The 26,685-nt window shown below is 43.9% G+C and carries 19 protein-coding genes; 6 read left to right on the plus strand and 13 right to left on the minus strand.

From position 1 onward, the window contains the following. The first annotated feature begins 96 nt into the window (after positions 1-96). From FLA_RS18640 to FLA_RS18650, 3 genes are all read left to right on the plus strand, one after another. On the plus strand, positions 97-3,105 hold the full coding sequence (locus FLA_RS18640; RefSeq protein WP_076378874.1) for a SusC/RagA family TonB-linked outer membrane protein: 3,009 nt from the start codon (positions 97-99) through the stop codon (positions 3,103-3,105). Positions 3,106-3,138: 33 nt separating this feature from the next. Continuing rightward, a complete protein-coding gene (locus FLA_RS18645; RefSeq protein WP_076378876.1) occupies positions 3,139-4,650 on the plus strand; it encodes a RagB/SusD family nutrient uptake outer membrane protein in 1,512 nt (503 codons plus the stop codon). Positions 4,651-4,730: 80 nt separating this feature from the next. Then, positions 4,731-5,735: a purple acid phosphatase family protein gene (locus FLA_RS18650; protein ID WP_076378878.1), complete on the plus strand. Its 1,005-nt coding sequence runs from the start codon at positions 4,731-4,733 to the stop codon at positions 5,733-5,735. 27 nt (positions 5,736-5,762) lie between these two features. On the opposite strand, the gene FLA_RS18655 is transcribed toward FLA_RS18650, so the two are convergent. The 3 genes from FLA_RS18655 to FLA_RS18665 all read right to left on the minus strand — a co-directional run bounded on the left by FLA_RS18655 (position 5,763) and on the right by FLA_RS18665 (position 8,646). Further along, positions 5,763-6,485, minus strand: a complete 723-nt coding sequence (locus FLA_RS18655) for a DUF92 domain-containing protein (protein ID WP_076378880.1) — start codon at positions 6,483-6,485, stop codon at positions 5,763-5,765. Further along, on the minus strand, positions 6,485-7,159 hold the full coding sequence (locus tag FLA_RS18660) for an MgtC/SapB family protein (protein WP_197705807.1): 675 nt from the start codon (positions 7,157-7,159) through the stop codon (positions 6,485-6,487). Before FLA_RS18660 ends, FLA_RS18655 begins: the two co-directional genes overlap by 1 nt. A 113-nt stretch (positions 7,160-7,272) precedes the next feature. Continuing rightward, positions 7,273-8,646: a jacalin-like lectin gene (locus FLA_RS18665; RefSeq protein ID WP_084206203.1), complete on the minus strand. Its 1,374-nt coding sequence runs from the start codon at positions 8,644-8,646 to the stop codon at positions 7,273-7,275. 181 nt (positions 8,647-8,827) lie between these two features. Between FLA_RS18665 and FLA_RS18670 the strand changes: the two genes are divergently transcribed. Together FLA_RS18670 and cysM are read left to right on the plus strand one after the other, a co-directional pair. Then, positions 8,828-9,211, plus strand: a complete 384-nt coding sequence (locus FLA_RS18670) for a diacylglycerol kinase (protein WP_076378886.1) — start codon at positions 8,828-8,830, stop codon at positions 9,209-9,211. Positions 9,212-9,289: 78 nt separating this feature from the next. Then, complete coding sequence (gene cysM / locus FLA_RS18675) at positions 9,290-10,171, plus strand: cysteine synthase CysM (protein WP_076378888.1); 882 nt, start codon at positions 9,290-9,292, stop codon at positions 10,169-10,171. Between the two features lie 412 nt (positions 10,172-10,583). Here cysM and FLA_RS18680 read toward each other — a convergent pair whose 3' ends face one another. The 4 genes from FLA_RS18680 to FLA_RS18695 all read right to left on the minus strand — a co-directional run bounded on the left by FLA_RS18680 (position 10,584) and on the right by FLA_RS18695 (position 17,441). Beyond that, the gene (locus tag FLA_RS18680; RefSeq protein ID WP_076378890.1) at positions 10,584-12,017 is read right to left on the minus strand and encodes an efflux transporter outer membrane subunit; all 1,434 of its coding nucleotides are present in this window, start codon (positions 12,015-12,017) and stop codon (positions 10,584-10,586) included. Positions 12,018-12,037: 20 nt separating this feature from the next. Then, positions 12,038-15,214, minus strand: coding sequence for an efflux RND transporter permease subunit (locus tag FLA_RS18685; RefSeq protein WP_076378892.1), 3,177 nt, complete (start codon positions 15,212-15,214; stop codon positions 12,038-12,040). Positions 15,215-15,277: 63 nt separating this feature from the next. Next, the gene (locus FLA_RS18690; RefSeq protein WP_076378894.1) at positions 15,278-16,456 is read right to left on the minus strand and encodes an efflux RND transporter periplasmic adaptor subunit; all 1,179 of its coding nucleotides are present in this window, start codon (positions 16,454-16,456) and stop codon (positions 15,278-15,280) included. Between the two features lie 355 nt (positions 16,457-16,811). Then, positions 16,812-17,441: a TetR/AcrR family transcriptional regulator gene (locus FLA_RS18695; RefSeq protein ID WP_076378896.1), complete on the minus strand. Its 630-nt coding sequence runs from the start codon at positions 17,439-17,441 to the stop codon at positions 16,812-16,814. A 168-nt stretch (positions 17,442-17,609) separates the two neighbouring features. Between FLA_RS18695 and FLA_RS18700 the strand changes: the two genes are divergently transcribed. Continuing rightward, positions 17,610-19,520, plus strand: a complete 1,911-nt coding sequence (locus FLA_RS18700) for a S9 family peptidase (protein WP_076378898.1) — start codon at positions 17,610-17,612, stop codon at positions 19,518-19,520. Between the two features lie 79 nt (positions 19,521-19,599). Here FLA_RS18700 and FLA_RS18705 read toward each other — a convergent pair whose 3' ends face one another. The 6 genes from FLA_RS18705 to FLA_RS18730 all read right to left on the minus strand — a co-directional run bounded on the left by FLA_RS18705 (position 19,600) and on the right by FLA_RS18730 (position 26,526). Further along, positions 19,600-20,535, minus strand: a complete 936-nt coding sequence (locus FLA_RS18705; RefSeq protein ID WP_076378900.1) for a hypothetical protein — start codon at positions 20,533-20,535, stop codon at positions 19,600-19,602. A gap of 34 nt (positions 20,536-20,569) precedes the next feature. Continuing rightward, positions 20,570-21,565 (minus strand): hypothetical protein, encoded by a 996-nt coding sequence (locus FLA_RS18710; RefSeq protein WP_096511160.1) that lies wholly within the window; start codon positions 21,563-21,565, stop codon positions 20,570-20,572. A gap of 919 nt (positions 21,566-22,484) precedes the next feature. After that, positions 22,485-23,168: a YggS family pyridoxal phosphate-dependent enzyme gene (locus FLA_RS18715; protein ID WP_076378904.1), complete on the minus strand. Its 684-nt coding sequence runs from the start codon at positions 23,166-23,168 to the stop codon at positions 22,485-22,487. A gap of 43 nt (positions 23,169-23,211) precedes the next feature. Further along, a complete protein-coding gene (locus FLA_RS18720; protein WP_144264025.1) occupies positions 23,212-24,372 on the minus strand; it encodes a hypothetical protein in 1,161 nt (386 codons plus the stop codon). A 35-nt stretch (positions 24,373-24,407) separates the two neighbouring features. Further along, complete coding sequence (locus FLA_RS18725; protein WP_076379340.1) at positions 24,408-25,562, minus strand: acyl-CoA dehydrogenase family protein; 1,155 nt, start codon at positions 25,560-25,562, stop codon at positions 24,408-24,410. A 451-nt stretch (positions 25,563-26,013) separates the two neighbouring features. Next, on the minus strand, positions 26,014-26,526 hold the full coding sequence (locus FLA_RS18730; protein ID WP_076378908.1) for a hypothetical protein: 513 nt from the start codon (positions 26,524-26,526) through the stop codon (positions 26,014-26,016). Positions 26,527-26,685 lie beyond the last annotated feature (159 nt).

Raw genomic sequence — 26,685 nt, forward strand, 5'->3', positions numbered from 1 at the left:
TTATTCATTTATAACATCAGGTACAGAAGCCCTGTAAAACTGCCTTTACAAGCAGACAGGGAACCCTTTGCCTAAACTTTTTAAATATCACTCACAATGACAACAACAGGAAAACAGTCATTTTTACGACAGGCGTTATTTATATGCCTGCTGCTAATGCTGCAACTGAACGTTTTTGCCCAGTCAGGATCACTGAAAGGGCTTATCCGGAACGAAAAAGGCGACCCTATTGCATCTGCCAACGTTTCACTAACCAATGCTGCTACTAAGTTTAAACAAAGAGTTACTACCGATTCCACTGGTATGTTCCGTTTTGCGCAAGTGCCTGCCGGTAGTGGTTATACTATTGAAGTATCGCATATTGGTTATGCTACTCAAACTTTGCCTAACTACACTTTGAAGGAAGGCGAGCCTGTAGCTGTGTCGATTAAGATGAAAGAAAACAACGGCGCTTTAAATGAAATAGTAATTGTAGGTTACGGTAGCAGAAGCAAAAGTGAAATTACCGGCTCTATCACTTCTGTTAAAAGAGAAGATTTTAACCAGGGTGTATATAGCTCGCCTTTACAGTTATTACAAGGTAAAGTAGCCGGCTTAAACATTACTAAAAGCGGTAACCCAAACGAAAACCCTACTGTAGTGCTACGCGGCCCTTCCAGCTTTCGTCCGGGCAATGACGCCTACGAACCTTTTTATGTAATTGATGGTGTACCCGGTGCCAACATTAACACAATAGCTCCTGATGATATAGAAAGCATTGACGTTTTAAAAGACGCCTCTTCTACTTCTATCTATGGTGCCCGTGCAGCCAATGGTGTTATCATCATTACTTCCCGTAAAGTACGCAAAGGCCAGTCCCGACTTTCTTACAGCAGTTATATTGGCATTGAAAAAATTTCCCACACGTTAAAAATGGCCGATGCTAACCAATTGCGCAATTATGTAGAAAGCAATGGAGACAAGTTTGACGCAGTAAACAACGACAGCGTAAGCAATACCAACTGGCAGAAAGAAATTTCCCGTACCGGCTTATCACACAACCATAACGTTAGCTTTAACGGAAGCAACCAGCATTCCTCTTATGGTGTAAGTGTAAACTACCTGAACAACGAAGGCATTATTAAAGGATCTTCTATGAACCGTTTTGTAGTACGCGCTAATGTGGAGCACAGGGCTTTTAATGACCGTTTAAGACTAAGCCTGAACGTTACCAACAGCCGTACCAATGGCGATCTGATCCCTTCACAGGTATATAATAATATGATGACCTACCTGCCAACGGTAGCAGTAAAACAGGCCGACGGTAGCTATACAGAAGACCGCAGCAGAACGGTGGGCACCGGCGGCTATTACAACCCGGTAGCGCTAATTGCCAATAATACCATTCAAAATAAAATCAACCTCAGCATTATTAATGGTGTTATCAATGCCAACATATTGCCAGGTCTTGATTTCACTACCTCTATTGCATTCCAGAACCAGCAACAGGATACTAACCAGTATTATAACCGGTATTCAATGCTGGACCAGATTCATACCGGATTCGCTTCAAGATCTACTACCAGTTCTTCTAAAAAAATATGGGAATCTTACGCCACTTATAACACCAGCTTTAACAGGCATAACATTAAATTGTTAGGCGGTTATTCCTGGCAGGAAGACCGTGATGGAGATGGCTTTTACAACTCAAATTATAACTTTGCCTCAGACGATTACTTATGGTATAACCTGGGCCTGGGAACAGGTAACCTGGCTACCTATAGCAACACAGCCATGTCTGTATTACGCCTGATATCCTTCTATGGCAGAGCCGGATATGATTTCGATGGTAAGTATCTTTTCCAGGCAACCCTGCGTAGAGATGGTTCTTCTGCTTTTGGCACCAACCAGCAATGGGGCTATTTCCCTGCAGTTTCTGCCGGCTGGAATATTCACAGGGAAGATTTTATGCGGGATGTTCACTTTATCAACGCGCTTAAATTACGTGTAGGTTATGGTGTATCCGGTAACTCAAGCGGATTTAATGCCTTCACCGCTAAATCTTTATATGGCTCAGGCACCAGCTACTTCTATTATGGCGGCCAATGGATTAACAACCTTACTCAAATCCAAAGCCAGAACCCCGATTTAAAATGGGAGCGCACAGCAACCTATAACGCCGGTATAGATTTTAGCATTCTGAATAATAAAATTTCTGGTTCATTAGATGTATACCAGAAAGAAACATCTGACCTGATTGGAACTTATGCGGTACCTACCAGCATTTACCCTTCGGGTTATCTTACTGCCAACGTAGGCAAAATGAGGAACAGAGGTATTGAATTAGCATTGAATGCCACCCCTATAAAAAATGGCAAATTCAGCTGGACAACTTCTGTAACCCTTGCCCACAACGTTAACGTGATACAAGCTATCTCTAACGATCAATTACACCAGGCCCAGATTTACACGGCCAACAACGTAGCAGGACGTGGACAAACAGGCGCCAGCGGTTACCAGATTATTGTACCGGGTCAGGCACTGGGAACCTTTTATACGCTGCAATATGCCGGTAAAGACGCTAACGGACAATCTACCTTTTATGGTAACGATGGCACCGCTTCTAAAGACAGCACCCTCAACGGAAACTTTGCTGTGTATCAGCACGGATCGGCACAGCCTAAATTACTGTATGGCTGGAATAACACCTTTCGCTATGGCCATTTCGATTTAAATTTCTTCTTACGCGGAGTAATGGGTAACAAAATATTAAATGCCACCAGGGCAGATATGAACGCACCTATTTACGCGAAACTGACCAATGTATTGGCCAGCACTACTACAGAAGAAAATTATAAAGATGCCACTGCACACTTTATATCTGACCGTTATATTGAAAGTGGTTCTTTCTTAAGATTAGATAATGCCACATTAGGGTATACGTTCACAACACGTCAGAACTACAACCTGCGCTTATTTGTATCGGGCAACAACCTGTTCATTATCACTAAATACAAAGGCGTTGATCCGGAAGTAAACATGGCAGGACAAACACCAGGTATCGATTACCGTAATTTTTATCCTAAAACACGCTCTTTCCAGTTAGGAGTAAACGTAGTGTTTTAATCTGTAAAAATGTTGAACCATAAAAAAAATACAATGAATAAGAAATATATGTTCGTAACCGGTTTGGCCTTGTTTGCAGCAGGTGCCTGCACCAAACTGGATGTACCGTTACAATCGCAAACCACTGTCATTCCTAATACAGCAGAGGCATATGTGGCAGCAACAGGTTCTGTTTACCAGAAACTAAGCAGCTCTTCTTTTGGCGTGGATGTATGGAGGATGCAGGAACTTTCTACCGATGAAGCTATCATCCCTAACCGTAATGGTAGCTATTACGACAATGGAGCTTATATTAAATTACACAAACACACCTGGACTTCTTCAGATGTTGCAGCTGCCTGGACATGGGCATATAGCGCTATTTCAGAAGCCAATCGCATATTGAACGTATTGGAAGCGCAGGCAACCAGTGCACTTACCACCACTTCTATAGCCGAAGTACGTACTATGCGCGCCCTGTACTATTTCTACATGATGGATTTATATGGAAGCGTGCCTATCACCAAATTTGGAACTACTGAAAATCCCAAACAATCTACCCGCACAGAGGTATTTAACTTTATTGAAAGCGAGTTACTGAAGGCAGTTCCCGATCTGGCTTCTCCTGCTACTGTAACTATTCAATATTATGGTCGCCCCACCAAATGGGCAGCATACGCCTTGTTGCAAAAAATATATCTGAATGCTGAATACTATACTGGTACGGCTAGATATACAGATGCCATCACTTATGGCAACAAAATTGTAAACGAATCAGGTCTGTCACTGGCAGGCAGTTACATGAGCCTGTTCTCTCCTACCAATACTGCGAACAGCGAAACCATCCTGGCTGCCGTATTTGACGCCAACAGAGGACAAGGCAACATGTTAACCCGCTATACCCTTCACGGCAAGCTACAGGCCAAATACGGTCTTAACTTTGCGCCTAGTAACGCCATGTGTACTACTCCTGAATTCCTGGACCTGTTTAACCTTTCCGGTGATGCAAGAGATACCACCTGGGTTTCTGGCTTACAATATGATTTTGCAGGTAAGGCAATTATGGCAGACAATACCAATCAATTGAAGCTGACCCGCGAAATTGTACTCACAGATGCTTCCAGCATGAACGTAGGACCAGAAATAAACGGAGTATCCTGTGGTGCGCGTTCTGTTAAGTTCTATCCCGATCCTAACGCAGTAAACCGTAACCAGAATAATGATATTCCCATCCTGCGTTTAGCAGATGTGTACCTGATGCAGGCAGAAGCTATTTTAAGAAGCAATGGGGATGCAGCCACAGCCGTTTCTTTCTTCAACAAAGTACGTGCAAGAGCCAAAGCGCCACAGGTTAACAGTATTACACTGAACGATATCCTGGATGAACGTGGTAGGGAACTGGCATGGGAATGCTGGCGCCGTAACGATCTGATCCGTTTTGGAAAATGGGAAGGCGCATGGGGTTTTAAAACAGGTAATGAATCTATCAACCTGCGTATTTTCCCGATACCAGCAACTGAAATGGTATTAAACCCTAACCTGGTTCAAAATCCTGGTTACAACTAATAGTTTTTAGGTTTCCATCAAATACATAACCTGGTCCATAGTGTAACAGCTATGGACCAGCTCTTTTAAATGCAGTTATCATGAAGCGCAGAGATTTTTTCAGAAACACAGCCTTAACCGCATTAGGCACCACCTTACTACCGCCTTTGCACGCACGCAGCGAAAGCCTTACTACCTTCCTGGAAAGTGAACAGGTATCGCCACGCGCAGCATTAGACAATAACTTTCCGCTCAACTTCCTGGCCATTGGCGACTGGGGGCGTAATGGAGCCGATCATCAGTTACATGTGGCCAAACAAATGGGCCAATGGGCAACAGCACATCCGAACAATTTCATTATCTCCACCGGTGATAACTTTTATCCAAGTGGCATAGTCAGTGAGCATGATCCGCTTTGGCATTATTCGTTTGAAAACATTTATACCGATTTTGCTTTGCAGTGGGACTGGTATCCTATCCTGGGCAACCACGATTATAAATCAGATCCGGATGCACAGGTACGTTACAGCCAGATAAGCCGCCGCTGGAAAATGCCGGCAAGATATTATTCCAAAGAAATAGCACTGGGTAATAACGGCGATAAAGTATTGCTGTTGTTTATTGATACCAACCCCATGATACCGGAGTTTTATTCCAATAGCGAATATGGTCCACATGTAGCAGGACAGCAACCAGAGAAACAACTGGTGTGGATAGAACAAACACTACAATCCGCATCCCCGGCAGTGAAATGGAAAATAGTAGTGGGACATCACCCCATGTATACAGCCGGGCCACGTACCACCAACTACGATACACTGGGCATTAGAAAAGTGCTGGAAAATATTTTAGAAAAGCACAAGGTAGATGTGTATTTATCCGGACATGATCATTCGTTACAGCATTTAAAAACAAGTGGCTATACCCATCATTTTATTTCCGGTGCGGGATCAGAAGTAACACCTGTAAAAACAGGATTACCCTATAGCAGGTTTCAGGCAGCCGATTATGGATTTATGTATTTTTCTGTTAACAATACCGCATTACAGGTTCAAACGGTGAACCATGAGGGTACTGTTATTTACCAGACCATTATAACCAGATAACTCCCCAGGCGCTGTGATAGCAGCATGTTATTGCAGCGCCATCCACAAAAACCACAAGGTCCAGGCTACCAGGGCAGCAAACAGGGTATTGATAAAATTCACCAGGTTATTGCCAATAATATGTTTACGTTCCCATACAGCCCCCACAACCGAATCAGCCAGGTTACCAGCCACACCTGCCAAAGCCACAAACCACGCTCTTTCGGCTGCGCCACCGGGCAACACAAATAGCAACCCCATGAATAAAGCGCCGGCAATTCCAATAACAGTGCCTTCCCTGCTTACTACTCCATCCAGCCCTTTTATATCCGGCTGCCAGGTAATGATATTATAAAAACGCCGGCCATATACCATGCCCAGTTCAGAAGATAAAGTATCGGCAGTGGCCGAAGCCAGGCTACCCGCCATCATAAACTGGTACATTGCCGCATGCTTTGCATCCAGCAATGCCAGCAGGCCGCATAAAGCAGCTACACCGCCATTAGCCAGCACCTGACCGGTGTTACGCCTTTCGGCAGGCAACACGCCTTCTACCACCACCAGTTTCTTTTCTTTCTTCCACGAGGTAGCCAGTGTGCCCAGTACAAAAAACACCACCAGCATTACTAAACCAGTGTAACCACCGCCGGCAAACACCAGCATGCCCACACATCCGCCGGTAAGGGCTGCCCTTAAGGTCAGCTTTCTTTTTATGACACTCACCACCATCCCCAATACCAGCAACACACTTACCGCTATCCAATGTATCATTAGTTATTCCAGTTAATTTCCTTCACCCCTTCTGCGCTTTGAAACTCGCTGATAAGGGTGCTCAGTTCTTCTTTTGAAATATGTTTAAATTTAAAGGAAACCAGGTGCCCTTCTTCTGTATTGGTAATAGTACAATTAGCAATATCCACGTCTTTCCGTTGCATAATCTCTTTTACAATAGCAGCGGCATACTCCTGTTTCGCAGCTACAATATTAATACCCTTTTGAATAAAGCGTGCCGAAATACGCTTTTCAAACGGCTGCAACACCCATAATATAATCAGTGCCAGCACCGTAGTGAGCAGGGCGGCAAAATACATTCCCCCACCGGTGGCCAGCCCAATAGCAGCAACCGTCCACAAACCCGAGGCCGTGGTGAGCCCACGAATAATACCTTGTTTTAAAAAGAGAATGGTGCCGGCGCCGATAAAGCCAATGCCGCTTATCACCTGGGCAGCTATACGGGAAGGATCTAACTCCACATGCGGTGTTCCCAATATATCAGCAAAACCGTAAGCGCTTACTATCATGGTTAACGAAGCCCCTACACAAACCATCATATGGGTGCGCAGGCCGGCGGCCCAGTCCTTCCGCTCACGTTCCAGCCCAATGGCCCCGCCCAGCATTGCTGCCAGTCCCAGGCGTAATGCTACTTCCGTCCACACAATCATCATAGGCACTGCATTTAAGAGTGAACAATAACAGTAAATTTACGCAATACCTGCCAAACAAAAGGCCCTGCAAAACATTGCAGGGCCGTGTCATAAATGAGGGTGAAACCTTTTGACTATTTCAGGTTGTAAATAACACCCAGCTTATCTACTTCATCACCACCGTTACCAAAGAACCCGGTAATTTTATAACCTGTTGGCGCAGTATAGGTTACCACATCTGTAGTTTGTGTTCCGGCAGCAAGCGTGCGCCCGGTGCTGGTGGTAAGCTTCAGATAAAATATGCGCGTGGTGTTGTTATACTTTCCAGAACAGATAGTAACCGCATTAACAGTTTCGCCGCTTTGTAAAGTAAGCGTTTGTGCAGTGCCACCGGTACCGCCATGTGCCAGCACAGTGCCATTAGCTAAAGTTACCTGCACCTGGTCTACACGGCTACCACCCCTGATGGTAAATGAGGTAGCATTGCTGCTGCCAATAAGTGTTTCCATATCATTAAACGGTGTTCCATGCGGACCACCCCATAAATCGCTCATGCGAAAAGCAGCGGATAACGTGTAATTGAAATTGCAGGTAAGTGGAATATGATCGCTCAGCTGTTGGCCTGCTGCGTTTACAAAAGAAGTAACCACGTTGTAATCGGCGGCTGACAACTGAATAAACTTGCTACCCCTGTAATAGATCTTATCTACTATTTCGCAGTTATTGGTGATAGCAGGAAAATCACACACAATAGCATCACTGCCCAATGCAGGGATGCTGCCGCTTCGTACTAACTCAATCCACGGATCGGTCATACCGTTTACATTCAGCAGCAAACGCAGGTTGTTATCGCGTGTATAGCGACCATTAGAATCGCCCATTACAATCACCGCATTCCCTTTAGAGTTGGCTGCAATAAAATTGCTCAACTGCAAAAGGTTATCTGCACGCGCTGCAATAGATGCATCGTCCGACTCTGCATTGGTGTGCATGTTATATACATCAACATACACGCCTTCCGCAATGCGGTACCGGCAATACGTAAACCCTTTAGGCGTAAGGGCATTTTCATTAATACGCGTGTTCCAGGTAACACGGGTAAAATCAGTCATCGGAAAATAAGAAAGCGAATTTAAACCATCGCCAATACCAGCTCCGCCACTGGTAGTAGAACGGTAAGGATGTGCATTCCCTTTATCGTACAGGTAAGCATGGTAGTTAAAATCTTCCTGAACATGTACTATATCGTAGTTGTTAATAAGACGGCCGATTTGCGATGTGCTGGAATCCCGTGGTGTGCTGGCGCTGGATAAAATTTGTGGTAACCCGGCTACGTTATAAGTAAGCACATTAAAATTACCATTGGTAGCGTTAATGGTTCGTGCAGCAGATAAACCGGCTGTAACAGCTGCCGCTTCCTGTTGGGCAGGTTGTTGTTGTTTGCTGCAGCTGGTGAAAGCAAAGGGCATAGCCATGGCTAGTGCCAGCAATCGTGAAATTGTGGTCATACTTTTCATTGTGATTATTTAATTAGTAAAAACAAGCGCTGATCATCGTTAAAAGCCGGCCATTTAGCGATACCTGAATAATTCGTTTCAAAAACAAAATACCCTTATGGGTAACAATTTGTTAACCGCCTGCCCTGCACCACAAACATGAATTATATTTACCCTGAAAAAACAACCGTTCATGGCAACCGCATTTTCCTGGAAAGCCCGCTTGAAAAGTTTTGTATACGCCGCACAAGGCATTCGCACTTTCTTTGCCAGCGAACACAATGCCTGGCTACACCTGGCAGCCACCGTAGCAGCCATTACGCTCGGCTTTTACTATGACATTACCCCTAAAGAATGGATATGTGTTGCCGGATGCATTACCCTGGTAATAGTAGCGGAGATGGTGAACACCTGTATTGAAAAAATCATGAACCATTTAAGTCCCGAACACCACGAAAATGTAAAACAGATTAAAGACATTGCTGCCGGCGCAGTGCTGGTAGCAGCCATCTTCGCGGCCATTACCGGCTGTATCTTATTTATTCCCTACATTCTCCATCACTACCCCTTCAATTAGTAGTAATTAAGCCCAATTTTACTGCCCGGCAAACCCTACCTTTGCTCCATACTTTACTGAGTAAACCGAAATCACACTATGGCTGGCATATTAGACCTTGTTGGAAATACTCCCTTAGTTGAACTGAAGAACGTTACTATTAATAAAGATGTCACTATTTATGCCAAGCTGGAAGGCAATAACCCTGGTGGCAGCGTAAAAGACCGTGCAGCCTATGGTATGATTAAAGGTGCATTAGACCGCGGCGAAATAAAACCTGGCATTAAGCTGATTGAGGCCACCAGTGGCAACACCGGCATAGCGCTTGCCATGATAGCCTCTTTATTCAATGTTGAAATTGAACTGGTTATGCCTGCCGATGCTACCCGTGAAAGGGTGCTGACCATGGAAGCTTTTGGGGCCAGAGTAATTTTAACGCCCAAAGAAAGATCCATGGAAGGTTCTATTGATTATGCCAATGAGCAGGTGGCAAAAGGCGGCTACCTGATGCTGAACCAGTTTGCCAACCCCGATAATTATGAAATGCACTACAAAACCACCGGCCCTGAAATATGGCGCGATACGGAAGGGAAAGTAACGCATTTTGTGTCGGCCATGGGTACCACCGGCACCATCATGGGCGTTTCCAAATACCTGAAACAACAAAACCCCGACATACAGATTAACGGCTGCCAGCCTTCCGACGGCTCTTCTATACCTGGCATACGTAAATGGCCTGAAGCCTATTTACCTAAAATATTCGATCGTTCCCGCATTGACAATGTCATTGAAGTGGCCGAAGCAGATGCCCGCACTATGACTAAACGTTTAGCCAAAGAAGAAGCTATTTTCTGTGGCATGAGCAGTGGCGGTGCCGTGCATGCAGCAGTAACATTAGCGCAAACACTGACCTCCGGTGTAATTGTATGTATCATTTGCGACCGTGGCGATCGCTATCTTTCTTCCAACCTGTTCGACTAATCCACTCTCTATAGTTTTTACAACATCCACGTGAGCCGGTAATACTGTGCTCACGTTTTTTTTATAAAGAAAACGTGGACGCGGGATAAACCCGGCCCACGTTCCGTATCTAAAGTCACAGCGTCAAATAGTCAACCGGCTGTTCCTAAAAAGGCTTCTATCCCTCTTCCTGTTCCTCACCCGTCTGTAGCTTATCTCCTTTCTTTCTATCGCTCATTATATCCATCTGCACCGCCGTTCTTTTTCACCTATCCCCTCAACTGCATTTCCCCAAATACAAACCCCTCTTCACCGGCTTATCCTTATACTCGCTCCTATCCTCAAACGGATATTCCTTCTTCACAATTATTCCTGTCTGCTGCATCCTTTTTCGTAGTAACCAATTGACTATTTGGCGCATGCTGTTTAATACCTAGTTACCACCACCCAACGCACGGTACAAAGCAGCTACTGCGGTAAGACGCTGACGGGTAATATCCGCCATAGCCAGCTCGGCCTGCAGTTTGTTGGATTGCACATTAATTACTTCCAGGTAGTTAGCCATGCCTGCTTTAAATAACATATCCGCGTTGGTCATAGCCTTTTGCAGGGTATCTATTTTAGCCTGGGCAATTACCTGTTGTTGTTTCAGCTGCTTTATTTTAATCATAGCATCTGATACTTCACTCACCGCAGTAACCACTGCTTGTCTGAATTCTATCACGGCTGTTTCGCGGTTGATTTTAGCGGTGGCCAGCTGGGTTTTTAACTGGCGTTTTTGTAGCAACGGCTGTGCAAGAGAACCACCTACCAAACCAAATAAAGAGCTGGGTATAGAAAACCAGTTGCTGGCTTTGAATGAGTTTAAGCCACCGGAAGCGGTGATGTTTAAAGCAGGATACATGCTGGCTTTAGCCACACCCACACGGGCATTAGCAGCCTGCAAAGCCATTTCGGCTGCACGCACATCGGGCCTTACTTTTACCATACGGGCCGGTAAGCCGGTAGATAAGGTATCACTTACGGCAATAGTGTTCAGGCTGCCGGCGTGTGCTACGCTGCCTGGTAGTTCGCCGGTTAATAAACGCAGCGCATTTTCCTGTAAGCCTTTCGCCTGCTCTAATTGCGGAATTAATAAAGCTGTAGTTTGCTGCTGCACTTCTGCCTGCTCAATAGCCAGTGTTGTGGCTTCGCCTGCATCGCGCTGTAAACGGGTGATCTTTAACACCTGGTTAGCCAGCTCCAGGTTTTTACGGGCAATGTTCAATTGATCTTCCAGCATCAGCAGGTTATAATAACCTTCTGCTACAGTAACAATTAAACGGGTTTGCACCGCGCGGGAACCTTCATAGGTTTGCAGGTAAGAAGCCAGTGCCGCTTCTTTCTGTCCTTTCAGTTTGCCCCATATATCCGCTTCCCATCCCAGGTTCAAACCCAGTGTGTAATCTTCTATATAGCTTTTACCTAAGAAATTGCTAAGACTCAATCCATTTAAGCTGTTATCAGACGGGCGGCTAATTTGCGCACCAGCCTGTACCGTAGCCGAAGGGCCAAAGGCAGCACGCGCCAGCAACACTTGTTGCTGGGCGGCTTCTGTTCTTTTATAAGCTGTTTGCAAATCAAAGTTGCCGGCAATAGCCTTGCTAATCAGTTCGCGCAGTGTGGCATCGGCAAAAAAGCTTTGCCAGGGAATAGCCGCAATACCAGCGGTATCGTACTGCACACCTGCTGCAGCGCTGCTGTCAAACACAGCGGGCAATGCTACCGGGTTGGTCTGGGTGGCTTTACCAGACGAACAAGCCGTCCAGTAAAGACCACCTGCCATAGTTAGCAAGGGTAATATTTTAAAAAATCTTCTGTGTTGCATATCAATATTTTTCTCTCTTATTAATCTAATGACAGTGTGTTTGCCGGAGGTTCAACAGGCTCTACCACTTTGTTCTTCTTCACCTTTTCCTGTAAATACTGGAATATGATAAAGAGTACAGGTACAATAAACACACCCAGTATTACACCGCTTAACATACCACCGATAGCACCCGCACCAATAGAGTGGTTACCTAAGGCTGATGCACCTTTGGCGCGCAGCAATGGAATTAAACCCACGATAAAGGCAAACGATGTCATCAGGATAGGACGTAAACGTAAGCGGGATGCTTCCAGTGCAGCAGCTACCAGCTCCATACCTTGCTGGCGACGCTGTACCGCGTACTCCACAATCAGGATGGCGTTTTTAGCCAGCAAGCCCACCAGCATAATCAAACACACCTGCACATAGATGTTGTTATCTACCCCTACCGATTTAATAAAGGCAAATACCCCGAATATACCTACCGGAACAGATAAGATAATCGCTAACGGAAGGATATAACTTTCGTACTGGGCTGCCAGCAGGAAGTATACGAATATCAGGCTCAATGCAAAGATGAATATGATTTGAGAACCTGCTTTTTTCTCTTCCCTCGTCATACCTGTCCACTCATAAGCATAACCTCTTGGTAACACCTGCTCAGCAGTTTCTTCTATCGCTTTAATAGCATCACCGGTACTGTATCCTGGCTTAGGCACCCCGTTAATAGTAACGGCGTTATACAGGTTGTTACGCGTTACTGTTTCCGGACCATATACACGATGCAGGCTCACCAGCTGGTTTGCCGGCACCATCTGGCCTGCGGTATTTTTTACATAGATGTTATTTAAAGAAGCCGGATCGGCACGGTATGGCATATCTGCCTGCGCCATTACACGGTAATATTTACCAAAGCGGTTGAAATCGCTTACAAAGCTACTACCATAGTAAATCTGCAGTGTACGTAGCAGATCGCTGATAGATACATTCAGCTGCTTGGCTTTGTTATCATCAATTTCAATCTGGTATTGTGGGTTGCCCGATGCAAAAGTGGTAAAGGCATACGCAATTTCTTTACGCTGCATTAAAGCACCTATGAACGCACCTGCAGTAGCACCCAGCTTATCCAGCGAACCGTTGGTTTGATCCTGTAACATAAACTCGAAACCAGCCACGTTACCAAACCCTTGAATGGTAGGGAAAGTAAAGAAGAAGGCATTGGCGTCTTTTACTTCTGTAGCAATTTTCTGCGTCATCATTGCCGTAATAACGTTCAGATCTTTTACCGGCCCTCTTTCATCCACAGGCTTCATGCGCACAAAACCAGCGCCGTAAGGAGAAGCGTTTGCGTTAGAGATAAAGTTTAAGCCTTCTACGTTATAACGGTTGGCTGTGATAGGATCGGCTTTAATAATACTGTCTATTTTAGCCATTGCCTTATGCGTTCTGTCCAGCGAGCTACCCGGAGGGGTGTTTACCGCATACAGTAAAAAGCCCTGATCTTCCGTAGGTATAAAGCCAGATGGCGTACGCTGCATCATAAACACAGTAGCTACCGTAATCAGCACCAGGCCGCTGATAGCTACCCATTTGCGCTTAAACAGGAATTCCAGACTCTTGATATACTTGTTGGTCATACCGCTAAAGCCTGCGTTAAATGCATTGAAGAAGCGGCTGCCGAAACCTGTTTTTTTACCATGATGCGCACCAGGCTCACCAGAGGGGCTTTTCAGGAACAACGCACATAAAGCCGGGCTTAATGTTAACGCGTTCAAAGCCGAAATAAGGATAGCCACAGCGAGTGTAAAGGCAAACTGGCGATAGAACACACCAGCGGGCCCCTGCATAAAGCCTACCGGTACAAACACCGCAGCCATTACCAATGTAATAGAGATGATAGCGCCCGATATCTCGTTCATGGAAGTGATAGTAGCCGCCCGCGCCGGAAGGTGCGTGTGCTCCATTTTAGAGTGTACCGCTTCCACCACCACAATAGCATCATCCACCACAATACCAATAGCCAGCACCAACGCAAACAGCGTTAACAGGTTAATGGTAAAGCCAAACAGGTTAAGGAAGAAGAACGTACCAATAATAGCCACCGGTACTGCAATAGCCGGGATTAAGGTAGAACGGAAATCCTGCAGGAAGATGAACACCACAATAAACACCAGGATAAACGCTTCTATCAGTGTATGTTTTACCTGTTCTATAGAGCTATCCAAAAACTCTTTAGAGTTATACATGATAACGGTGCTTAATCCCTTAGGCAATTCTTTGGTAAATTTATTTACCAGGTGCTCTGCCTCGGTAAGGATATCATTGGCGTTAGAACCAGCTGTCTGGAAAATAGCCACACCAGAAGCAGCATAACCATTCAGCTTGGTATTAGAAGAATAAGTGTAAGAACCAAATTCCACACGGGCCACATCTTTTAAACGCACTACCGAACCATCGGTGTTGGATTTAATAATTACATTCTCATACTCTTCATTCTTATTCAGCTTACCCTTATACTTCAATACATATTCAAACACCTGTGTGCTGCTTTGTCCAAAACGACCGGGAGCAGCTTCCAGGCTCTGATCTTTAATAGCGTTGGTTACATCCAGTGGCGACAGGTTATAAGCCATCAAACGATCGGGCTTCAGCCATATACGCATAGAGTAATCCTTGGTACCAAAAGGTTGTGCATCACCTACACCAGGTATACGCTGTAACTTAGGTATCAGGTTAATTTTGATATAGTTCTGCAAAAACGTTTCATCATAAGCACTGTCTTTTGAATTCAGACCAACGAACATGATGATACTGTTCTGCTGCTTTTGGGTGGAAATACCCGCCTGCACTACTTCCTGGGGAATCTGGCTGGTAGCTTTAGACACCCTGTTCTGCACGTTTACCGCAGCAATATCCGGGTTGGTACCCTGCTTAAAATATACGGTAAGTGACATACTGCCATCGTTACTGGAATTGGAAGTCATATACGTCATGTTTTCCACGCCGTTAATGGCTTCTTCCAGTGGGGTGGCCACTGAACGCGCCACTACTTCGGCGTTGGCGCCGGGGTAGTTAGCGGTTACCAGAACACTGGGGGGTGCAATGTCTGGAAACAGGGTAATTGGCAGGTTAAATACCGACAATCCCCCAAGTAATAGCAATAGGACTGATATGACCGTTGATAACACCGGTCTTTCAATAAACTTCTTGAACATATAATAATGTCTTTATTAAATCAAATCGATTCGTTTAGTGATGCAAATCAACAGGCACGCATACTATAAAGGCATCGCCTTCAGCACGCTGTCTGCCGGTAATACATGCGGTACAATCACAGCACCATCACGTAAACGATCCAGGCCTGTAAACACAATTTTCTCACCTGGCTGTATGCCTTTGTCTACCAGGTAATAGGCAGAAGTTCTTCCGGTGACATTGATCAGCTTGCTTACTACTTTGTTGGAATCAGCTAATGCAAATACATATACTTTATCCTGTAGTTCGTAAGTAGCCTGTTGCGGCACAGCCATAATATTGCTGTTGTTATGTGGTATGCGTATTTTACCGGTGTTACCAGAACGCAGTATACCTGCTTCGTTAGGGAACACGGCACGGAAAGTAATGGTACCCATGTTTTTATCAAACTGGCCTTCCATCAACTCAATCTTACCTTTAGCAGCATATATGCTTTTATCAGCCAGCTCCAGCTCCACAGCAGGCAGTGCATGAATTTTCTCTGTTACTGTTTTACCGGTAGCCTGAGTGGTAAACTGTAAAAAATCGTTCTCACTCATAGAGAAGTAAGCATATACATTTTTGATCTCAGAGATTACAGTAAGCGGTTGCGCTTCGCCCCTGCCTACCAGACTTCCTGTTTTAAATGGAATTCGACCAATGTAACCACTTACCGGTGCAGTGATCAGAGTGTATCCCAGGTTAATGCCAGCGCTGTTAGCACCCGCCTGAGCCTGTGCCAGGTTGGCCTTAGCAGCATCGTAAGCAGCCTGTGCCGCTTTCAGCTGTACATCAGAAATTACATTATTCTGTACCAGTGGCTGTAAACGGTTTACTTCAATCAAAGCCTTATCTACATTGGCTTTTGCAGCCTGTATAGTAGCTTGTGAATTATTAACGTTTTCGTTATAGCTTCTGTCGTTAATTTTAAACAGCGGAGCGCCTTTGGTTACATACGCCCCTTCATCTACATAAATCTTTTCCAGGTAACCATCTACCTGTGGTCTTAACTCTACATTCACTGTGCCTTCGATAGTGGCAGAAAATTCCTGGAAAGTTGTGGCAGATGTGTTGCTGATAGGTAATACAGGTAATTCCTGTGGTGGTGGTGCGTAATTGGTATTGGCAGTACCAGAGCTGCAGCCAGACAAGGATATAGCAGCCATTACTGCAATAACCGGCCAGGCCTGCCTATAAAGACGAGCTTTTAATAGAGTGTCCATATTGTGTTTATTTTGATTGTTGAAATGAAACCTAAGTAGTTCGTGTTGTTTTCTTCTCTAATTCTCTAAAGTGATTCCCTGAAAGTGACTTTTCTATCTGATGTAATTCTTCTGTTGACGTTAATATATTTCTGCTTTCCCTCATACAGTGTTGTATTTTATAACAACCTTACAAAACCTAACACTGTTAATGAATAGGGCCAAAAAAAATATTAACCTGCTACCCTGTACATGATTGACACATTTTGGTGACGAGATAATATTAATACTGTAATCATTTTTATCACTGTTAACCTGTTGAACAAAAAAAATTTCTCTCCTTTAATTCTTCCTTTTTTATACTATACTGTCCAGGTTATTCTTTAATCCGGCTGATAATGCCGCTGATGGCATCTTTTAAAACTGCCTGGTTTAAATCGCCATGTCCTCCTTCCCGGTAAGAATCTTCATCATACATTTTACGGGTGATGTTGATAGAAATAAGCCCGTGTACGATTGACCATAAACTATAGAACTTCAAACAAGGATCTGCTTCGGGATGTTTACTGCTTTTGATGAGAGTTTCCAGCACTTCATTGATTAGTAACCTCCCCTCACCAACTTCCGGAATTTCATTGTTCTGCCATTCACAACATCCCATTTCCACTCCAAACATCAACTGGTAATATTCCAGGTTACTAAAAGCAAAATCCCAGTAGGCCATCCACATCGCTTCCAGCTGTAAGGCCGGATCGGTATGTTTTTCTTTGGATTCCTTTACCAGTTCCAGCAATCTTATATGTCCCTGACGCGTAAATTCCAGTAAAAGCGCCTCCTTATTTTCAAAATGCCCGTAAATAATGGGGGCGGAATACTCTATTTTGTCAGCTATCTTACGCATACTCAGGGAATTCCATCCTTCATCCTTCACAATACCCCAGGCCGCAGAGACTATCTGACACCGCACCTCTTCCTTCTGCCTGAGTTTTCTTTCTTTGACTCCCATATTACGCCATTAAATAAGTTAACACCGTTAGCAAAACTACACCTTTTCCAATTCCCACAAACTTTTTTGATAAAATTTTATTCCACCCCTGTTCCACCAATGTGCATAAAGCTCCATCCCCCGCTTACTTATTTATTATCTTGCGCACCTTATAAAACAGGATTTAATATGAAATATGTTCTTATTACAGGGCTGTTATTGTCGTCCCTGGCGGGCCTGGCACAGGATAAGTTAACACCGGAGTTGTTGTGGAAGTTGGGGCGTGTGAATGCACAGGGGTTAACGAAAGACAAAAAATACATAGTATATAGTGTTGGTACGCCTGATGTGCTGGCCAACAAAACCAACAGAAAAACATATAAAATACCTGTTAACGGTGGCACAGCCGTTGCAATTACCAATGCCGATTCGTTATTGGAAAACAACCGTGTTTCTCCTGATGGTGGCCACATCATCAGCAGTGATGGCGTAAAGCTGGAAAAGGTCTATGGCAGTGATTTATATCCTGAATTAGCCCAAAGCAAAGTGCAGGTATATGATGGACTGAACTACCGCCATTGGGATACCTGGGAAGACGGAAAGTTTGACCACGTGTTTGTAGCGAATGCTGCCAATGGCAAAGCTGCTGGTGAAGCAAAAGATATTATGGCTGGTGAGCTGTTTGATTGCCCTCAGAAACCTTTTGGCGGCGACGAAGATTTTATCTGGAGCCCTGACAGCAAAAAGATTATTTATGTTACCAAAAAGCAGGTTGGTACAGCCTACGCAGTAAGCACCAACACCGATTTATTTGAATACGATCTGGCCACCGGTACTACTAAAAACCTGACTGAAAGCAACCTGGGTTACGATGTAAACCCTGCCTTCAATACCGCCGGCACCTTAGCCTGGTTAAGCATGAAGCGTGATGGTTACGAAAGCGATAAGCAAGACCTGGTAGTACTGAACAATGGCAGCCGTACCAATCTTACTGCACAGCGGGATGATATTCATGTAGAAAGCTTTCAATGGAGCACGGATAACAGAAACCTGTTTTTCATTGCCCCTATCAACGGCACCCTGCAACTATTTGTAGTAGACAACCCGGGCATGCTGATGAAAATGCCTGATATTAAGCAAATCACCAGCGGCGATTTTGATATCAGCAGCATTGTGGCACAGGTGGGTAATAAATTGATTGTAACCCGCACCGATATTAACCATGCAGCTGAACTGTATGTAGTAGATATTACCAACGGCAAGCAAACCCAGTTAAGCCATGTAAATGACGAAGCTTACAGCAAATTAGGCATGTGCAAAACGGAAAGAAGGTTTGTTACCACTACCGATAACGAGAAAATGCTGGTATGGGTAGTATATCCTCCTAATTTCGATCCGGCTAAAAAATATCCTACTTTATTGTATTGTCAGGGTGGCCCTCAATCGGCTTTAACCCAATTCTACTCTTTCCGCTGGAACTTTCAGCTGATGGCATCACAGGGTTACATTGTAGTAGCTCCTAACCGCAGAGGCATGCCAGGCCATGGTACCAAATGGAACGAGCAAGTGAGTAAAGACTGGGGTGGACAGGTAATGTTCGACTACCTGAGCGCTATTGACGACGTAGCCAAAGAGCCGTTTGTTGACAAAAGCCGTTTAGGTTGTGTAGGCGCCAGCTTTGGTGGCTTTTCTGTATTCCGTTTAGCAGGTATGCACAACAACCGTTTCAAAACCTTCATCAGCCACGATGGCGTATTCGATTTCAGAAGCATGTACGGTACTACTGATGAAATGTTCTTTGAAAACTGGGAAAAAGGTGGCCCTTACTGGGATAGCACCAACGCTGTGGCACTACGCTCGTTCAGCCAAAGCCCCAGCAACTTTGTGAATAAATGGAATACACCTATTATGATTATCCAGGGTGGCAAAGACTATCGTGTATCTATTGAACAAGGTCAGCAGGCATTCCAGGCTGCACAGCTGAAAGGCATTAAAAGCCGTTTCCTGTATTTCCCTGACGAAAACCATTGGGTATTAAATATGCAGAACGCCATTGTATGGCAACGCGAGTTTTACAAGTGGTTGAAGGAAACATTGTAACCGGATAATGATTTTTCTATAATAGAAATGCCTGTACATCATTGGTGTACAGGCATTTTTTATAAAGCAGTGTTGTAGACTATTCTTCCTCTTCTTCCACAGCTACTGCTTCATCGGGCCTCTCAAAAATGAAAGCCTGCACCTTTTTATGAGAAGTAAACAACCATACAAATGATATTATAAGCCAGAAAATGGCCACACCTTTCAATCCTCGTTCTGTACTTACTTCTGCTTTTTTATTCCTTCGTGCTAAATCCAGGCTTTTTTCTCCATTCTTTTCTACGTCATACACATGATGTGTACCCGGTTCAATCCATAAGCTCAGCGTATCTCCTTTTAAATACATCACTTCGGGATACCCTTCTTTAAAGCAAAGCATATGCACTTCTTCATTCCATCGATATACATCTTCATTTTCACATTCAAAGGCATAATAGGTTACTGTATGTTTAGTGGATTTGTCAACTACCACCCGGCAATCGCTTTTCAATATTACATCCGGAACCAACTGCCAGTTATCACGTGTTAGCAGGTAAGCTTGACTACTCTTATTATAAACATAGGGTACTACTCCAAAAACAAATACAAAAACCACTACCCAAACCACTTTGTTTTTGCTTAACGAATATTTTCCGTTGAAGGCATTGGCACAGCGTTCGTATATGCGACCCGCTTTGGAAAGAACAGATCCCCGTTCTTTTATAAAAAGTAAAATCGCCCCCACTAATAAAATACAGGCTATATTCTCCCAAAGCCGGTTTACATTAATAATAGCCTGCCATAGTATAGACATTGTAGCAACTATCAGAAAAAGAGAGGCTCCAAATTCCACCCTAAAGTCCGCATCTGTTTCATGCTTTTGTAGTTCTTCAATTAACTGCATAAGCTCGCTATATTCTTCCTGCGAAAGTGAGTAAGTCTCTAAGATACTTGTTAAAGCATCTTCATACTTCCACCCCTCTTTTTTAAGAAGATCAAGATACTGTAATGCCTTTTCTATGTTTGTTAATGACATGGTTTATAAGGGTATTGAACAATGAGGGTATTCATTAAAGCATGGAATTTCTATAACTTCTTACGCAAAATGGCACCATGGCCATAAGCCCTGCCAGGTAGCATATCGCATACATATTGAGTTTATTATGTATTGTGTAAGTAGCCACATCATTTCTTTCATCCAGCATAAGCATATGCCCCTCTTTTGTAGCAATATCCATTACATGGCCACCTTCAGCGTCCAGCCATATATCAATATACTCAGAAGCCTTACAATCTCTCATTGGCAAACGTCCAATCGCAAAGCACGATAAATGGTCAGAAGAATACCAGCGATATACTTCGTTGTCATTCTCGCATTGAAGCTCGTAATATTCATACCTTTTACTCCCCCTCCCCCTTCCTTCGGCCCTTTCTCTACAATCTGCTTTGAGCTGTTTTCCGGACAGTTTTACCCAGTCACTATTGTGTAACAAATAGGTTTTGTTCACATATCTGCGCACGTCGCTAAACGTAAATAATATCAGCAACGGCACAAGAACAAGAAAAAAGGCAAAAGGACTTATGCCTACCTTTTCCCAATGAAACAAACCTGTATCGCTATCTGATTCCAGGCTAACTCTACCTTTATCCGACTTGTTATTTCTAAACGACCTTGTAGTTGCAAAACGATTCACCAGGCGTCGCGTATGCTTTCTTTTGCGCTTTAGCAGAATGATTAATCCAACAATGCTTGCAGCAAATAAGCAAAAGCTAATAGCTAATATATTGTACAGATACAAAACCACATTACCTGCATAAGCTATAAATATTGCCATAGCAGCTAGCCCCAGCATTATTATTATCAAACAAACCGCCTTTCCAATCTCATTGTCAACAGCACTGGTATTTACCGGCCGGCCTTCCATTATATACTGTAGGTAGGCTAATTCATCCTCAGAGAGCGGGTAAATAGCAGCCAACTCTTGTAAGGCATTTGCATCAGAGACGCCATCCTTTTTAAGCATCGCCAGATACTCATGCACTCCCACCTCTTTTTTCTTCTTCATAATACTACAGCTTGCCGGATCAAAAATAACCAATGGATCGAAACCCGGAAATGCTTTCACCGCCGTTAATAATACTTCCTAATTTATAACAGGTTTGTGCGCGGTCTTTGCACCATACTTACAAAGGAATCAATTCTCCTTTGACGATACCCGCAAGTTGTAATGGACAGCCCGGCAGTAATGACACAACAACGGACAAGACTTCTACGTCTTCTGTAATTAGTGCAGGAAAACGCATACTTATTGCCGGAAGCCGGTGCAGAACTAACGAAAAAATGGTAAGTACAAACGCACGCTCTGTCAATGCTGACGCAATACCCGACAGTTCTTATTTATTCCCGGGAAGTACTGCATTATTACCTGTACACAATACCGGAATAAGGGGTAGTTACTACGGAAGATGCGTAATAGCTGACGGGCTCCCGGTAACAACTGCAATAAGATTGGGAGAGTATGCCGGGCAACTTGTACGACTGTACACATCATTTTGCAGTCTTCCCAGCCGAACCGTGAAACTTCCCGGATGATCCGTGAAGTTTCTCCATTGATTCGTGAAGTTTACCGGTTGAGTGGAGAAGCTTCCCGGCTGAAGCGTAAATGTTTTCGAAATAACTGAGAAGGTTTTCAAATCAATGGAGAAGATTCCCAGTATAACTGTGAAGCTTCTCAGAAAAACGGTGAACTTTCACGGTTGAATGGAGAAGGTTTTCAATTCTAACGTGAATATTCCCGATTTATTGGAGAACATTCACGGCAAAGTAGAGAACGTTCTCATAAGAACCGGTAAGGTTCTCCATTAGGTAGTGAAGGTTCTCAATGAACCTGAAAAGCTTTTCAACCAAAGCGTAAAGCTTCCCGCCCGGATGGAAAGACTATACAACTGTTTTCAAAAGCTGGTAATACAATCCCACAGGTACCGTCACTTATTATATTCTCTTTTGCCAAACAGTAAGCTACCTATACGCACCATCGTGCTGCCTTCCTCTACTGCCATTTTATAATCACCACTCATGCCCATAGATAAAGTCTGGAGCTGGCAATTGGAAGTTGAAAGCGCTTGATGCTGCTGAAAGAGTTGATGTATGTATTGAAACTCCCCTCTTACTTTTTGAGCATCATAGCTAAAAGAAGCCATCCCCATCAGGCCATCTATATGAATATGCGACCATTGTTCCGGATAGGAAACAATGCTGGTAAGCAATTGTTGCAATTCCTCCGCATCCAGGCCAAATTTAGTTTCTTCCTGAGCTATATGTATCTGTAGCAAACAATGTATCACCCTATTGTTTTTAGCCGCCTGTTTGTTTATTTCCTGTAGCAGTTTTTCGCTGTCTACGCCATGAATCAGATACACAAACGGAGCTATGTATTTTACTTTATTTGATTGCAGATGACCAATAAAATGCCAGCGGATATCTGCCGGCAACTCTGGTTGCTTTTCGGTAATTTCCTGTACATAGTTTTCGCCAAAATCGCGCTGTCCCAGATTGTATAAAGCCTGAATATCTTCGGCCGGTTTGGTTTTGCTCACCGCTACCAATGTCACCTTGCTGGCATACAATTCATCTGTAATCTCCTTATACACTTCTTCGTTAACAGCCATATTCCATTTTATGCAAAAGTAATTAATGATGGGATAAACCGCTTTACTTTCCTGCCTGCTGTTGCAGCGCCAGGTATTCCAGCAATAATGCATTGTTGTAGGCAGGACAGTAATAATAAAAACGGCCCAACCCTGTATCACTTACCCACTGGCGAATAGGATCGGTGAGAATAGAAGCCATGTTGGCTATAAAAAAGGAAAAATCGTTCTGCTCCAGGTAGCTGAATACATCGGTATCTGTATGCCATTCCAAAGCAGGTACCGGTTGCTTCCAGCGCAACAGAGAAATAGCCAGTAATATTTTATCCATGGGGTTTGCAGCTGCTGCAAACTGCTTTTGAGTTTCGGCTATTAAAGCAGGCCTGCGCTGCTCCAGTGCAGATAACGTACCTGCCTGCATTAAACGCGACAGATGATATAATATAATAGGTGTGCGTGCATAGTGTGGTGACACATACGATGGCTTATCCATATAATGGCCGTTATCAATGGCGGTGGTAATAAACCGCAACGATGCAGAATCGGCAGCAGTGAATGGTTGGTGATAACGCTGTAACATGTATAATGCGTTCGACAATACGCACATATCCAAATCGGTAGGAAAACGTTTACCAAACCAGGTGGAGTAAGCCGGTATATCCCGGTAATCTTTATAGCGGGTTTTCTTTCTTTTTTTACCGGTGTTGGTATGGTGCTGCATCAGCGCATGTATCCCGGCAACCGTAGAGTCTGGTGCATTCATCACCATTAACAAGATAGCCGTATCATCTATATCATCCGGTAGGGCATGCGATCGGTTCATCCAGTTTAGCCAACCGCCATTGGGAAACACCACCGGTGGGTTGGTACGCCAGAAATTGTAAGTGCTACGGCCGGTTTTGTTGCGAAATAATGGATAGATGGCAGCCGCTTCGCTACTGATAGAATCACAAACAAGCAGATCGGCAGGAGAAAGATAGCTGCGCAGGTTTTGAAGGGTAAGCACCACCAGCCCTGTAAAAAAGGCATTATCATCGCTACGCATGATATTCCTGCCATTATACTCCCTGTAGGAAGGAAATATGCCGGCAGGAAAATCGTTGGTAGTATGTTGTATCTGTAGTTTCCGGATGCGTTGTAATACCTGGCTTAACTGTAAGCTATCTGCCGCACAAGCGGTGGAGATAAGCCATACTGACAGGAAAAGGGATGTTATTTTTTGCACAGGCTCTTTGCAGCAAACAAAATGCCACATGCAGCTTACTTCAATATACTTCTGCTGATTACAATACGTTGTACCTCACTTGTGCCTTCGTAAATCTGGGTAATTTTAGCATCCCGCATCATACGCTCTACATGGTATTCTTTTACAAAACCATAGCCGCCATGCACCTGCACCGCTTCTGTAGCCACCCACATAGCTGCTTCAGAAGCAAATACCTTGGCCATAGACCCGCTTAAAGTATAATCAACATGCTGGTCTTTTTCGTAAGCTGCTTTCAGGCATAACAGCCGGGCCGCTTCTATACGGGTAGCCATATCGGCCAGTTTAAACTGTATAGCCTGGTGCTGCATAATTTCTTTACCAAAAGCCTTACGCTCTTTGGCATATTTTACAGATAGCTCATAAGCGCCGCTGGCAATGCCTAACGCCTGTGAAGCAATACCTATACGTCCACCCGCCAGGGTTTTCATGGCAAATTTGAACCCGAAACCATCCTCGCCTATGCGATTGGATTTAGGCACTTTTACATCATTAAATAATATGCTGTGGGTGTCACTACCGCGAATACCCATTTTATTTTCTTTTCCGGCTACCGTTACCCCTGGCCAGCTTTTTTCTACAATAAACGCATTAATGCCATGTGAACCTTTAGCAACATCGGTTTGCGCAATTACCAGGTAAACACTGGCAGAAGAGCCATTGGTAATCCAGTTTTTGGTTCCATTCAGCAGGTAGTAATCGCCTTTGTCTTCTGCTGTGGTACGTTGCGAGGTAGCATCGCTTCCCGCTTCCGGCTCGCTGAGCAAAAAAGCCCCGATATGCAATTCGCCATCTTTTTTGCCACGCGCCAGGTGCGTTAAATATTGTTGTTTCTGCTCTTCATTGCCATAGGCTTCCAGCCCCCAGCATACCAGGCTGTTATTCACACTCATACATACACTTACGCTGGCATCCACCTTACTGATTTCTTCCATAGCCAGCACATAACTGATGGTATCCATACCCGCCCCGCCATAATCGGGGCTCACCATCATACCCATAAAGCCTAAATCGGCCAGTTTTAGAATCTGTTCTTTAGGAAACTGTTGTTTTTCGTCCCGTTCTATAACACCTGGCAAGCATTCGTTTTGCGCAAAATCCCGCGCTGCTTTCTGAATCATCAAATGCTCTTCATTGAATTGAAAATCCATATTGCTGTAGTTTTTACTTTTATAAATATACAGCAACTCCGAACAACTGTTAGTTGCATTGCTAACTATTTTTCCAGCCGCCGAAATACATTAAAAACAATTAAAATAAGTACGTCCTTTTTAAAGCGCGCTTAAAGGTGCACTAAGTAGGGCTTAAAATGATTAGAAGCTGATTTACAAATGGTTTTTTCTTGTTTACTTGCACTAACAATTAGTAACTGGATCAATAGCAATAGTATACATACCCCTGTTTTTAGCCCTGCAGCATTAGGAAAATTGGAATGCAATTGGAAACAATGCACATGAGAGTTGAAACCTTAATCCTTTTTTGGCCACCGGTATTCCGGTGGCTTTTTTGTTTATTGAACAAATCCCTAAGCAACAGACATAAAAAAGCATGGGCCTTACATTACTGTAAAGCCCATGCTTTTATAAATACTTACCGGTAAAATTAGTCGTTCAGCACGCCCACAGAACCAGAGTAGGTACCTGTAAGGGTTTTGCCATCTTCTAATTTAGCATCAATGGATACAGAGTAGCCATCACCATTTTTAGTAACGATAACCGTTGAGCCTTCAACAAAATTAACACCACCAGAACTTCCGTTAGCTGAAACGTTGATATAAGCAGTACCGCTTGTGAAGTTTTTAGTTTTGTCGAAAGTTTCGTCGTACTTGTACTTGTAAGTAAATGTACCTACCTGGATAGTTGAATCAACAAAATCGACATCAATAGCGTTGTAAGTACCAGTAGGATTAGATATAAGAGTTTCATAACTGGCAGAAATTAATTCCAGCTCACCACCATCAGTACCCCAGTTAAGGAAATAACCATTGGTCAGACCGTAAGACTTAGAATCGTAAGTAAACGAACCACTGTTGGCAGGAGCATCATCTTTTTTACTACAAGCTGCAAATGTGAAAACAGAAAGCGCAATCAGCGCTAAGGATTTAAGGCTTTTCATTGTTAAGTGTTTTACTTATATAAGAATTAGTTCGGGTGCGAAAATAGAATTACCCATAATAACGTCTTCTCCCTTAAATAAGGATTATTAATTATATAATTTTACCAAACATATCTAATCCTATGACGATCCGGTAAAAGATAACGTCGCTGATTTCGC

This window comes from Filimonas lacunae (genome assembly GCF_002355595.1).
GTDB lineage: Bacteria > Bacteroidota > Bacteroidia > Chitinophagales > Chitinophagaceae > Filimonas > Filimonas lacunae.

Excerpts from the sequence above, each read along its gene's own strand:
- FLA_RS18730 (WP_076378908.1), bottom strand. The coding sequence starts at position 26,526 with ATGAAAAGCCTTAAATCCTTAGCGCTGATTGCGCTTTCTGTTTTCACA.
- FLA_RS18645 (WP_076378876.1), top strand. The coding sequence starts at position 3,139 with ATGAATAAGAAATATATGTTCGTAACCGGTTTGGCCTTGTTTGCAGCA.
- FLA_RS18710 (WP_096511160.1), bottom strand. The coding sequence starts at position 21,565 with ATGAAGAAGAAAAAAGAGGTGGGAGTGCATGAGTATCTGGCGATGCTT.
- FLA_RS18715 (WP_076378904.1), bottom strand. The coding sequence starts at position 23,168 with ATGGCTGTTAACGAAGAAGTGTATAAGGAGATTACAGATGAATTGTAT.
- FLA_RS18655 (WP_076378880.1), bottom strand. The coding sequence starts at position 6,485 with ATGATACATTGGATAGCGGTAAGTGTGTTGCTGGTATTGGGGATGGTG.
- FLA_RS18650 (WP_076378878.1), top strand. The coding sequence starts at position 4,731 with ATGAAGCGCAGAGATTTTTTCAGAAACACAGCCTTAACCGCATTAGGC.
- cysM (WP_076378888.1), top strand. The coding sequence starts at position 9,290 with ATGGCTGGCATATTAGACCTTGTTGGAAATACTCCCTTAGTTGAACTG.
- FLA_RS18685 (WP_076378892.1), bottom strand. The coding sequence starts at position 15,214 with ATGTTCAAGAAGTTTATTGAAAGACCGGTGTTATCAACGGTCATATCA.
- FLA_RS18680 (WP_076378890.1), bottom strand. The coding sequence starts at position 12,017 with ATGCAACACAGAAGATTTTTTAAAATATTACCCTTGCTAACTATGGCA.
- FLA_RS18690 (WP_076378894.1), bottom strand. The coding sequence starts at position 16,456 with ATGGACACTCTATTAAAAGCTCGTCTTTATAGGCAGGCCTGGCCGGTT.
- FLA_RS18725 (WP_076379340.1), bottom strand. The coding sequence starts at position 25,562 with ATGGATTTTCAATTCAATGAAGAGCATTTGATGATTCAGAAAGCAGCG.
- FLA_RS18700 (WP_076378898.1), top strand. The coding sequence starts at position 17,610 with ATGAAATATGTTCTTATTACAGGGCTGTTATTGTCGTCCCTGGCGGGC.
- FLA_RS18695 (WP_076378896.1), bottom strand. The coding sequence starts at position 17,441 with ATGGGAGTCAAAGAAAGAAAACTCAGGCAGAAGGAAGAGGTGCGGTGT.
- FLA_RS18640 (WP_076378874.1), top strand. The coding sequence starts at position 97 with ATGACAACAACAGGAAAACAGTCATTTTTACGACAGGCGTTATTTATA.
- FLA_RS18705 (WP_076378900.1), bottom strand. The coding sequence starts at position 20,535 with ATGTCATTAACAAACATAGAAAAGGCATTACAGTATCTTGATCTTCTT.
- FLA_RS18660 (WP_197705807.1), bottom strand. The coding sequence starts at position 7,159 with ATGATGATTGTGTGGACGGAAGTAGCATTACGCCTGGGACTGGCAGCA.
- FLA_RS18665 (WP_084206203.1), bottom strand. The coding sequence starts at position 8,646 with ATGACCACAATTTCACGATTGCTGGCACTAGCCATGGCTATGCCCTTT.
- FLA_RS18670 (WP_076378886.1), top strand. The coding sequence starts at position 8,828 with ATGGCAACCGCATTTTCCTGGAAAGCCCGCTTGAAAAGTTTTGTATAC.